The organism is Prevotella sp. tf2-5 (genome assembly GCF_900115435.1).
In the GTDB taxonomy this organism is placed as follows: Bacteria; Bacteroidota; Bacteroidia; order Bacteroidales; family Bacteroidaceae; genus Prevotella.
The window spans coordinates 75,001-86,816 of sequence record NZ_FOWK01000002.1 but is presented as its reverse complement, the minus strand read 5'-3'; the positions used below and the strand labels follow the sequence as shown (position 1 = coordinate 86,816).

Sequence of the window (11,816 nt, the reverse complement as noted above, 5' to 3'; positions counted from 1 at the left end):
TAGGTAATCGACTTAAGTCGCTTGCCAAAGCAAGAATTAATGAGAGAGATAAGAATATATCATTCAATTTGGAAAAACATAGCCTTGATGGCTGTATGTTTTATGTTTGCTGCAACGGGAGTTTTGATGCTTCTGCATGGAGAAAAGCCATTCTTTGCATGGACAGCTATCTTATTCTTTGGCGGAGGTGGACTTTTCGTGTTATTCCTCATACTGAGAGAAAGAATCGCTCACAAAGCCTATTATATCATTACAGACGAATCTGTTTTGATGGATAGTGGAATGAAGAAATGGGAGGTCCATTTTGCAGATGTGGAAGAATTCTATCTGATCAATGTGGGGTCATCTAAGCAGATAGGTATAAAATATAAGAAAGAAGTAGAGTTTCAGAAGATGAGTGATGCAAGCAGTGCAGGTCGCATCATTCGGAAGTTGAATGAAAGTATAGCTGGGGTTCAGGAATCCTTTCCAGCGGATGGTCTCAACATAAAGCCGCAGGAATTGTGTGATTTGCTTAACATGAGGCTAATAAAGTAAATTCCAATTTATCTTTATAAATAGAATTATGTACTTTTCGCGGGCAAATGGCGGGCAAAACAAACATCAATCGCACCGGGAATGCCGTGTATAGGCGGTTTCCTGGTGCGACTGGCATAATAGGGGCATGATTATGCTACTATAATAGAGATTTTATACTATTTGTTCCAAGAAATTTGTTTTTTCCAAGAAATTCTATACTTTTGCATTATAATTAAAAGAATTGAACTCTCATGGCAAATTTGAATCGCCTGAAAATAGTACTTGTAGAAAACAAAAAAACAGGGAAAGGAAAATTTGTAGAATAACGATGAAGAAAAAAATCCTATCAATGACGTTCACTTTGATACTCTTTGCTTCTTGTCTTCCAGGGTGGGACACTATGGAACGTATGAGAATAAAGAATTGTACAACAGATACAATACTTATTGGTGCATCTTTCAGCAACAATATTGATAGTGTCTATATAAATGTCTACGGTGGTAGGTTTCGGTTCTTACCATGTTCTGGAGATACGTGTGATTATACATGGACTACTATTAACGAAAAGGGAATGCTTGAAATAAGACCACATGACTACATCCCTCAAGATTCCACGGCAGATTACGCAGAATCCGGTACTCTATTCTCACATGACAAAGAGCATAAAGCATACCTCTTTATCATTAAGTTGGAGACAGCACGAAATCATACTTGGGAAGAAATATGCAATGAACATTTATATGACACTTTATTCGTCACCCGAGAGATGTTGAAACAAGGAAATCGAATAGAATACCATGGCAACAAAACTGAGAACAAAGGGAATATAGAATAATTCCAATAACAAGACATATAAGATGAAATAATCATGAAAAAGACCACATTACTATTATTGCTGCTTAGTCTTGTAACTGTTTGCGAGGCACAAAGCAGGTACTGCATGACATACGAGGATTTCGTCAATGGAAACTGGGTATCAGTAGACACTTTCTACGTCACCAAACGCACAAAGACGGAGAAATTTATGGGAGGAGGCAATGACTATAAGATTGTGTCAAAAGAGAAAGATGTAAACAAGGCAATTAAGAAAGCTTTTGTCATAGCACAAGGTGACTCTATGTATGTGAATTGCCGTTATCTGAGATACCAAAAGACGAAATTTAGAGGAGGTTACGCAAAAGCCTGGAAGATTGGGACACGCAGCGTATTGTTTGTTAACATGCTTATAGGAAAGGAGGTCCTGAGCGAGCAAACGACGGTAGGTATCATGTTTGGACTAGCCGGTACGATGGCTGTGGCTACTAAGGCGAGGAAGTATCGGGTGTGTTATGTTATCTCTGAAGGTGCCGATGAGAAAGGAAAGATTCAGATTCGATTACTTGATGATGACCTCATCAAGCAGATGTTGGACGAACAGGCACCCTCATTACTGAAAGAATTCTATGCTGAGAGTGACGACAAAAAGCGTATAGCTGCCGAACACGTCATGCCGATACTTATGAAATCTGGACTTATAACTCCACTTCAGTGACGAGAAGAGTATATTGTTTTCTGAAGAAGCAATTACCGAAGAAAGCTGGGGACGGTTCTTGCTCTGGCAAGCGACTTCGTCGATGACTGAATGATCCATTTTCTAGTAAATTATTTTGTCATATGAAATAAAAGAAATACCTTTGCACAGTATTAATTAATATAACAATGACAAAAACTTGTTTCCAAATATAAAAAGGAGCTCACCTATCCTTGCCGAAAGTGATATCCTTTCGGATCATGCTGATGTTTAGAGTATAGAGAATGTCATTCAAGCAACCACTTCCATGCAGGAATTACTTCAATCTGTTTGCCATTTTCTAACGGGACTGTTCCCTCTTCGTCGTTAGTTACAATCACCATACGCTTCAATGAAAGGAAAGTATCCAACTGTTTCAATGCCTTGGTCTCACGCTCAAAAGTGTCCTGCATGCCCTCACCATAGATAGAATAGGAGGCTTGAATGGCATAGCCTTCTTCTGCTATGAGAAAATCAACCTCGACATTTTTATTATAGTAGCACAATTCCTCTCCATAGTGTTTGCGCAGATGAATAGCGCAGAGATTTTCCAACAGCGCTGTATCACCGTTGAACAAAAAGATGCTCAGCAGACCGTTATCAACAAAGTAGTGTTTCTTCACCGTCTCTTTCTCCACGAACTTCGAAGCATAGTTCTCCAATGAAAACAACATGCAGGCTTCCTGTGCATAACGCACATAGTCGCTGACAGAAGAAACGGCTATATTCGTCCCTGTGGAGCGTATCAGGTTAGCAACGCGATTATATGAGATGGGCTGCATAACGTTTTCTGCCAATCGCTTCATGGTCAGCCGTAATGCCATCTCATTCTTTACCTTGTTGCGTTGAATGATGTCACCCAAGAGAATCTTTTCATAGAGACCGTTAAGCCAATTGCGTTTGTTACGGAATAAGAGCAGTTCAGGGAAACCGCCCCACTTCATATAGTCTGCAAAAGACTGTTGCACCACCGCACGTTGGCTGCCATATTGCCATTCCTTCTCCAGTATGATTTCTTTGGCTTCCATGTATTCCGAAAAGGTATAGGGATATATCAGCGCATCGAAGAATCGCCCACCAAGTACAGTCTGAATATCCCGGCTCAGCATCTTGGCATTACTGCCAGTGATATAGACATGGTATTTCTTGTTGGCCAGACGACGGGCAAAATGTTCCCAGCCCTCAACATTCTGAATCTCGTCGAAGAAAAGCACAGGCACATGGTTATATACAGACTGATAGGCTTGAAGAATAAGGTCAAGTTCGTCTGCCTTCATACCCATTAGACGTTCATCGTCGAAGTTAATATACACCATATCTTCTAACTGATAGCCTGCTTCCATCATCTGTCTGGCACGCTTATATAGCATATAGGATTTACCCGCCTGACGTACTCCAACAAGTACATAGCGTCCGTTTTCTTCGAAGTCAAACGGGCGATTATATAACTCAACGTCTCTTATCTCTTCCTGTCCTTCATGAATCAGGGTACGGAATGTTTCTTTCGTTATTGCCATGATGCATTTGTATTGAAAATATGAAAACGTGGGCAAAGATAATACTTTTATTTGATACCAGCAAACAAAAAAGGCAATTTCTATTCGATATCAGCAAACAAAGCACAATAACAGGCATGTATGTAAAACAAAATAAAAGGTGTACCTTTGAACTGCTTCACGGCAGGGACCTCTTCAAAACCAGTGCCCTCGATTCAGGGTACTGGTTATGAAGAGGATTCTTTTATCGGGCTCACGTTGACTTACTATTCTTCTTTAAGACTATTTTCTGGGCATAGCCACTTGCCACTTGATTGATAAAAGTGACGAATTCATGGTATTGGGCTTTATCGTAGATACCAGACTTTAACAACAGCCGGTAGCGGATGGTTACCTGACGACCGTCCTTATCGACTTTCAAGCGATAACTGTATTTACCAAAGGATGTGTCTATCATACCATCCTTGGGCATCGCCTCGATGGTATACCCCTCAGGGAGAGCAATGACAATCTCATCCTTGTCCTGATAGCCTGTTGTCACATAGATATTTTCTGTTCGTTCCCTATCGTCTTTCGACATACCATATCCTTTATGAAAAGGACAAACGGGTATGAACATACGCTGTCCTGAAATCGTAGCATAGCGTTGACTCTTCAAAGAAGGGACATTGATTTGCAACTCCTTGTCATTACCCTTGACCTCTATCTCCCCTATCTCCATTTGAGGAATACTCAACGTCTCCTGTAATACACGTTTCCTATCGTCCTGTCCCATATACAATAGTGGCAAAACGCTCTCATACTGTTGCAGTTTCGCTACTTGCCTCATCTCCATTGTCGCTTTCCCCTGGTTATCTATTTGTATCTTCATACTACTCCCCATAAAATTGGCAGAGTCAGCATAACAAGGGAGAGTTACCAATTTCCCCCCATCAGGAGTTATGAGAACAGCATCATGTCCTGCGATATCCTCGTGGACATATCCCATGGGCAGCAAGGGATTGGTGCATTCCAGCCATAAGGTGTCACCCGGAAATGGAACCTGCAGGACGGCATGGTTCATCTGTCCCACACTGGCAAAATCATGGAACAGGTGGCGGTTCTTGGTACTGATGGTGGTATAATAAGAAGTTATCCCCACCTCTTTCAGAAGAGCATGCATGAAATTGCTCAATCCTTTACAATCGCCATAGCCGCTCTTGAACACATCCTTAGCCAAGGCAGGTTGCAGACCGCCTATGCCAAGGAACACCGCCACATAGCGTGTGGTCTTTCCTAAGTATTGATAGAGTCGTTCCACCTTCTCTCTGTCCGTCTTGAGCCCATCAGTCATCTGATGCACTTCAGCCTTCAGGGTCTCTGGTAAGGCATCACGTCCATCCATCAACGAATACAACCATTTACCATAGCTGTTCCACGAGTCAAGACTCCCTTCTGTCTTGTAGTATTGGAAATCTTGTGGAACAAAGAAGGCAAGAGGGATTCTCTCACGGAGGGAGCGCCCAAAACGTTCCTGTTGTATAGCAGGTAAGTCAGTGAGTTCCAAGGAGAACACCTGACGTTCTTTCTCATCACTTGTCACAGAGATGTCCTTTTGTATATTCTGTGTTTTACGGCATACCGTCATATCCTTCGGCACCGTCAACTGGTAGGTGGCTTTCTTGACAGCAACCTTATAGTCTGATTGCGGACAGAACGGTGGGAACTCTATCAGGTCATCGTGACTGTCAACCGTCCATTCGTAGGTGATAGTCACAGGATAGACAGGAGGAGTATAGGTGAAATACATCTTATAATCATCCACAGCAAGATACTGTGAATACTCCGTCCGTTGCAGCTCACTCTCCTTGATCTTACGGATGACCTTGCCAGAAGCATCTGTAACCTGTCCACGGAAAGAAGTCAGACGCTCCTGCTTATTACAGGAACAAAGGAAATGAGCATGATCCGCTCCCTGTTCGTTCAGAATCGTTTTCGTCTCCTTATAGTGAGTCGTCATGTGCGTCTTATTCTCACATCTTGTCTCAGTGAGTGACTCCTCAACGATGACATTCTGAGCAAACCCATTGCCGCCGCAGAACAGCAGAAGAAAGAACAAACCATTTCTCATCATAGCTTTTTCACTGTCAGTATCTGATTACAACTCTCGACAATCTTATCAAAGAAACTTCTTAAATCAGCATACTGGTTTTGGTAATAAAAAAGTTTGGACACTTCCATTCGATATTGAACGGCCAGTTGGTTGTTTTGCTGTCTATAGATAACCCGTGCAGTCATGCCGTCAAACTCCAAGGCGATCGGGCTGGGGATGTCCTCTACCTGATAACCTGCCGGCAGCTCTATCATGACGTTGAGTGTCTCTTGCTGACAATATGGGAACTCCACGGGGAGATCACGTTTCTCTGACTTGAAAGGATTCTCCTTCATAGGAATCAAGACAAGTGGATTCAGATATATCTGGTCACCTGCCGTATCGAACTGTTTCGTGAAACCAATTGTCTCCCTGACAGTGAAAGTTTTGTCGGCAATACTCTTCCTCTGGTATTTTGTAATATCAATACCATCACGCTCCTTCATACTACTTATCATAGACAGGCTATCCTTCGCCTCACGCCATTTCTTGGAAACCCATGCCGCCTCCTCATCATTGTAGACATTATTACATAGTCCTGTCAGCAAACCTTGGCTATCCAGTTTTCCTTGAATCACCTTCTTCTCTTTTCCATTTGCGACCTTCTGCAAGTCTACCCAAAAACCCTGTCCTTTGGGAGAATACACACGAGCACGCTCTACCAGAAGTTCTGGAGGTAATATATTCAGACTGGGAGCCTCAACGGAGGCGTCGATATAGCATAGTGTCGAGTCTGTATCTTGTATGCCTACGACAAAAGTACTCAGATATTTGATACTGGCATGGGTCAGTGGCAACCTGCCTCTGCTTCGCTTTCGAAGCAGGACGGGCATCGCCTCAACACCTGCGTCTCGAAGCATATTGATATACAGGAAATTGATGTCGGCATTCGTTCCTGTTCCCTCTTTCAGCAGTTTAGAGGCTGACTTTGCCTCAAAAGCATATTCTCCATTCCAGCGTACTTTCTTCTGCAGCAACTGGAAGACAGCGAGAGCCCTCGCTTTCTTGTCAGTAATAGAAGGGATGTCAGAGGCGGCGATCTCTTCTTTGAGAGGACTGCTCTTCTTCAACCTGCCTCCAAAGTCTGCGTCGTCTGATAAGGTCTTGTCAATATCTTCCCAGTTCGCGGTATAGTTCTTAAGAACCTGTCCAGGGACGTAGATTCCTCTTAGCTCGTGTGTGATTTTACTGCCGAAATCCTTGGCATGCCATACAAAATCATCGTCTTTCAATGCTGGCAAGTTTTGACCTATAAAAGTGCAGTCATTGGTCGGGATGACTTCGTTACCCAAATTGATGGAACCGCCACCCTGCTCTTTATCCAATCGATTGACACCACTCTCCTCAATACTGAACTTAAACCATTCTGGTACTGATAATGAGTATTCTGTATACAGCACTGGGATACTGCTTTGAGCGTACCAGTCTCGTAAGTCATAGAATATCTCACTCTCTATCCTGTACTCATATTCCATCACTGTGCCGACTTGCACCTTAGGCATGCTGAACTTGATTTGCTTCTGTTCTTTGTCCAACCGCTCCTCATGAATCATCGAACTCTCCAGCTTCGCTTTCACGACAGTCCCATTCTCCATATTATAGGATGTTCCTTTCAGTCCTACGACTTTTTCTCTTATTTCGTGGTTGGTCTCATGGTCCCAATAGCCGATACTCACGTTTCCCCATTCCTTGCCATCAGGTTTCAACACCTTAATGCGGCACCTCACCTGATTAGTCACCAGAAAACCATTGGAACGTATGGTATAATAGGCTTCCACCTTATTATATAATATAACGGCATCAGCATCCGGATCGGCAGCATATTCCGTCATCGTTAGTTCTTGTTGGGTCGGCTTACCCCATTTCTTGTTAACCTGCAATCCTTGTGCAAAATCAATGATACTTGAGAGACTCAAGCATAGGATTAAGAAAAGTTTCTTCTTCATTGTATTAAAAGCTTACGATTTATGTATTTTTCAATGATAGTGCAAAGGTACTAAATTTGATATTTACTTCCAAATAATTATTGTATAAATTATAGATCATGAAAAACAGGACTTGTACTTTTGCTAATTTAGAGAATTATTCATATCTTTGCACAAGACAGACAATCACTAAACACCAAAAACGATGAAACAGACTGATTTACGAGTGGGCATCATTGCCACAGGATGGATTGCCGAGAAGGCAGCGCTGACCATTCAACACATGGAGGGAGTCACCTGTCATGCTGTTGCCTCACGAACTTTTGAGAAAGCCGACGCTTTTGCCCGGAAATGGGGAATTGCCCATGCCTATGGCTCCTATTCCGAGTTGCTGGACGCGGAGGATATCGACCTCGTCTACGTAGGTACTCCCCACTCCCACCACTTCGACGTGACGATGGAGGCTATCCAGAAAGGGAAGCCCTGTCTGGTAGAGAAAGCTTTCATGGCGAATTACGACCAGAGTCTTGCCGTAGTGAAGGCAGCCCGAGAGCAGAAGGTCTTCCTTGCCGAAGCTATATGGACACGCTATCAGCCTGTCGTGAAGACCATTCGTGAGATCATTAAGAGCGGCAGACTAGGTGAGCTGCGCCTGCTGACAGGTAGTATCGGTTACAGTATGGGCGACAAGCCCCGTATCATGCGAGCCGACCTCTGTGGGGGTGCGTTGCTCGACCTTGGGGTCTATGGCATCAACTTCGTCCGTATGTTCTGCGACGCCAAGATAGAACAAATCGAGTCACAGTGTATGAAGTCGGATACGGATATGGACCTTACCAACACGATCTCATGGCGTATGGAGGGTGGCATCATGGCTAACATCCAGTCGTCGGCATGCTGTGTGAATGACAACCAAGGCACTATCTGCGGAACGGAGGGCTACCTCATCGTGGACAATATCAATAATCCGCAGAGTGTGAAGATCCACAAGCGTGACCGTGTCTTCGTGGAGGAGATCAAGGTGCCCCAGCAGATCACCGGTTACGAATACCAGTTCCTCGCTTGTAAGGACGCCATCAACAACGGGTTGACGGAAACACCTTACATGCCGCTGGACGAGACCTTATATATTATGAAACTGATGGACGACCTGCGATTCAAATGGGGTGTCCACTACCCTATGGATAAGAGATAAGAAAAAAGGCTTGGGAATTCCCAAGCCTTTCTCTTTTATTTTGCATAAGCCACAGAACGTGTCTCTCGGATAACGGTGATCTTCACCTGTCCGGGATATGTCATCTCGTTCTGAATCTTCGTGGCAATCTCTCCACTGAGTGCCTCCGTCTCGGCATCATCCATCTTGTCGGCACCGACAATGACACGCAACTCACGACCAGCCTGGATGGCATACGTCTTGGTAACACCAGGATAACTCATGGCGATAGCTTCCAAGTCGTTCAGACGCTTGATGTAAGCCTCGACAATCTCACGGCGGGCACCAGGACGGGCACCACTGATCGCGTCACAGATCTGTACAATAGGAGCCAGCAGTGTCTGCATCTCCATTTCATCATGGTGAGCACCAATAGCATTGCAGATATCAGGTTTCTCCTTGAACTTCTCAGCGATCTTGGCACCATAGATAGCGTGTGGATCCTCTGTGTCCTCATCGGGCACCTTACCAATATCGTGCAACAGTCCGGCACGCTTTGCCTTCTTGGGGTTCAAGCCCAGCTCAGCAGCCATCACCGCACAGAGGTTAGCGGTCTCACGAGCATGCTGCAACAGGTTCTGTCCATAAGAGGAACGATATTTCATCTTACCGATGATACGGATCAACTCTGGATGCAAACCGTGGATACCCAGGTCGATTGCCGTACGCTTACCAGTCTCAATCACCTCGTTCTCCAATTGTTTCTTCACCTTCGCAACAACCTCCTCGATACGGGCTGGGTGGATACGACCATCGCTCACCAACTGGTGGAGCGCCAGACGACAGGTCTCACGACGGATAGGATCGAAGGCTGAGATAACAATAGCCTCGGGAGTGTCGTCCACCACGATCTCCACACCGCAGGCTGCCTCAAGGGCACGGATGTTACGACCCTCACGACCGATGATACGACCCTTCACGTCGTCATTGTCGATATGGAAGACACTGACAGAGTTCTCAATGGCGGTCTCTGTGGCAACACGCTGGATAGTCTGGATGACAATCTTCTTAGCCTGTGCATTGGCATTAAGCTTTGCCTCGTCCATAATCTCATTGATATAGCTGGCGGCATCCGTCTTAGCCTCATCCTTCATCGCCTCCACCAGACGAGCCTTTGCCTCCTCGGCACTCAGACCAGAGAGCTCCTCCAGTTTGGTACGCTCCTGCATCTGCATCTTCTCCAACTCCTCGTTCTTGATGGCAAGCAGTTTCTTCTCGTTGTCGATACGCGTCTGCTGGTTGTCTAACTCGTTCTTACGACGACCTAACTCCTCCTGACGCTGGTTCAGTGAGATCTCACGCTGCTTCAGACGGTTCTCGTTCTGCTGGATATGCTGGTTGCGCTGCTGCACCTCCTTCTCCAGTTCACTCTTCTTGTTCAGGAATTTCTCCTTCACCTCAAGCAGTTTCTTCTCCTTGATCACCTCTGCCTCCTTCTTGGCGGCATTTACCATCTCATTATATTTTCCCTTAATGACATAACGGAAAATCAAGAATCCGCATAATCCTCCCAGTATGAGAGCAACTACGGCTGTAATAATGACAATAATCATAAATTTATATATATTGAGTTAATGTTCTCATATCATCAACGTGACGAACCCAGCGCATCCTCAATCTCTTTGGTCAGGCGGGCAAGAACATTATCATAGGGGGCAGTATCATTGTGTGAGCGCTCCTTCTGGTATAACAACGCGATATCGACAAGCGTCATCAACGAGATGATGTGCTCATTCTTCCGACCCTTATATGCCTGAGCATAGGCATTATAGCGATCGGTGATAAGTTTGGCTGCTGCACGATAGAACTCCTCGTCCTCACGCTTCACCGTGACTTCGATCTCCTCATCGTAGACATGCAGTCTGATATGTAGTTTGTCTTGATCTGCCATGTTGCTTGTTTCCCCTATTGTTCTTCGTCACTGAGGATTGCAATGCATTTATTGACATCCCGTATCAGCTTCGACAACCGTTCCTTGGCACCATCCAGGTCACCATCGGTAATCTCGATCATCTTCGCCATTTTCAGTGAGTTATAGTCATTCTGCCCTTGATCCAGCTTCGCCTGCAGTTGTTTGATGTCCTGCTCGTTCTTCTCGATCATCGCATAGAGGTCCTTGTTCTCCTTTTTCAGCTCTTGAAAACGAAGAATCATCTGCCTTATACGGGTCTCAAAGGCGGCTATCGTTTTTTCATTAGGCGTCATTCTATCCTCACTTTGTTTTACAAAGGTAGTACATTTTCCAGTATCTTCCCACCTTTAAAGTAAAGATTTAACGTTTTTTATTTTGTATCGGTGTCTGAAGGTCGCTTTTCCTTCTTGGCAAGCATCACCACTCTGTATACGAAATCAGTAATCCACTGCTGGGAGAAACCCAGTTTCTGGTCGTACTGGCGGATAGCCACCACAGTCTTCATCACCCCCGCGTCCGAGAAATCGTTCTTGTTGAAGATATCACTCACTGTCTTCTCCGTCATAGTACGGATAGCACTCTTGAAAATGCTGGGCAAGCGGAGTTTGAACTTCATCAGATTACCCGTCAGCATCAGCAAGTCCTGCGAGAAGGCCGAGAACTGGATCATATAAGTCTGGATGTCCTGTGGTTTCTTACAACGCTTACGGATGCTCTGCTCTATCTCCTTCGTGAAGTCATCACTCATCCCATAGATCTCCTTGAGCATCTTCTTACAACGTGCCTTCTCTGCCAGTCCAAGCTTGTTGTTCTGCGTCGGCACGTGCAAGGTTGCCTTGAATACTCTGAGATCAGGCAATGCCGCCATATTCGTGATGCCTAAGTCAGATGCCATCACTGCCTGGAAATATACGCGAATGAGGGTCATGAAATCCTCCATGCCTCCAGCTTTCTGTTGTTCTTCGTCGCCTTTACGACCAAATAGTTTTGATAAAAATCCCATAACAATTTGAATTTAACGGTGCAAAGGTACGAATAAGTGAGAGAAAAAGCAAATTTATTTGCATTTTT

The 11,816-nt window shown here is 44.6% G+C and carries 11 protein-coding genes; 4 read left to right on the top strand and 7 right to left on the bottom strand.

Annotated features, from left to right (window positions below; translation table 11 throughout):
- Positions 1-39: 39 nt before the first annotated feature.
- From BM257_RS02375 to BM257_RS02365, 3 genes are all read left to right on the top strand, one after another.
- Positions 40-537, top strand: a complete 498-nt coding sequence (locus BM257_RS02375; RefSeq protein ID WP_143096718.1) for an STM3941 family protein — start codon at positions 40-42, stop codon at positions 535-537.
- Positions 538-847: 310 nt separating this feature from the next.
- Entirely contained in the window at positions 848-1,354 is a 507-nt protein-coding gene (locus tag BM257_RS02370; protein ID WP_092067884.1) for a hypothetical protein, read from the top strand.
- A 33-nt stretch (positions 1,355-1,387) separates the two neighbouring features.
- A complete protein-coding gene (locus BM257_RS02365) occupies positions 1,388-2,050 on the top strand; it encodes a DUF6563 family protein (protein ID WP_143096717.1) in 663 nt (220 codons plus the stop codon).
- A gap of 266 nt (positions 2,051-2,316) precedes the next feature.
- On the opposite strand, the gene BM257_RS02360 is transcribed toward BM257_RS02365, so the two are convergent.
- From BM257_RS02360 to BM257_RS02345, 3 genes are all read right to left on the bottom strand, one after another.
- Positions 2,317-3,585 carry an ATP-binding protein gene (locus tag BM257_RS02360; RefSeq protein WP_092067880.1) on the bottom strand — a complete coding sequence of 423 codons (1,269 nt, stop codon included), beginning with the start codon at positions 3,583-3,585 and terminating at the stop codon, positions 2,317-2,319.
- 232 nt (positions 3,586-3,817) lie between these two features.
- Positions 3,818-5,677 carry a transglutaminase-like domain-containing protein gene (locus BM257_RS02350; RefSeq protein ID WP_092067876.1) on the bottom strand — a complete coding sequence of 620 codons (1,860 nt, stop codon included), beginning with the start codon at positions 5,675-5,677 and terminating at the stop codon, positions 3,818-3,820.
- Positions 5,674-7,641: a DUF3857 domain-containing protein gene (locus BM257_RS02345; protein ID WP_092067874.1), complete on the bottom strand. Its 1,968-nt coding sequence runs from the start codon at positions 7,639-7,641 to the stop codon at positions 5,674-5,676. Before BM257_RS02345 ends, BM257_RS02350 begins: the two co-directional genes overlap by 4 nt.
- Before the next feature lie 184 nt (positions 7,642-7,825).
- Here BM257_RS02345 and BM257_RS02340 point away from each other — a divergent pair, with 184 nt between their 5' ends.
- Positions 7,826-8,815, top strand: coding sequence for a Gfo/Idh/MocA family protein (locus BM257_RS02340; RefSeq protein WP_092067872.1), 990 nt, complete (start codon positions 7,826-7,828; stop codon positions 8,813-8,815).
- Between the two features lie 35 nt (positions 8,816-8,850).
- Here the strand turns inward: BM257_RS02340 and rny are convergent, their stop codons facing one another.
- The 4 genes from rny to BM257_RS02320 all read right to left on the bottom strand — a co-directional run bounded on the left by rny (position 8,851) and on the right by BM257_RS02320 (position 11,748).
- Positions 8,851-10,386: a ribonuclease Y gene (gene rny / locus BM257_RS02335; protein ID WP_092067870.1), complete on the bottom strand. Its 1,536-nt coding sequence runs from the start codon at positions 10,384-10,386 to the stop codon at positions 8,851-8,853.
- Positions 10,387-10,421: 35 nt separating this feature from the next.
- The gene (locus tag BM257_RS02330) at positions 10,422-10,724 is read right to left on the bottom strand and encodes a cell division protein ZapA (protein ID WP_092067868.1); all 303 of its coding nucleotides are present in this window, start codon (positions 10,722-10,724) and stop codon (positions 10,422-10,424) included.
- A 14-nt stretch (positions 10,725-10,738) separates the two neighbouring features.
- Entirely contained in the window at positions 10,739-11,038 is a 300-nt protein-coding gene (locus BM257_RS02325) for a coiled-coil domain-containing protein (RefSeq protein WP_092067866.1), read from the bottom strand.
- Positions 11,039-11,115: 77 nt separating this feature from the next.
- Positions 11,116-11,748 (bottom strand): hypothetical protein, encoded by a 633-nt coding sequence (locus tag BM257_RS02320; protein WP_092067864.1) that lies wholly within the window; start codon positions 11,746-11,748, stop codon positions 11,116-11,118.
- Positions 11,749-11,816 lie beyond the last annotated feature (68 nt).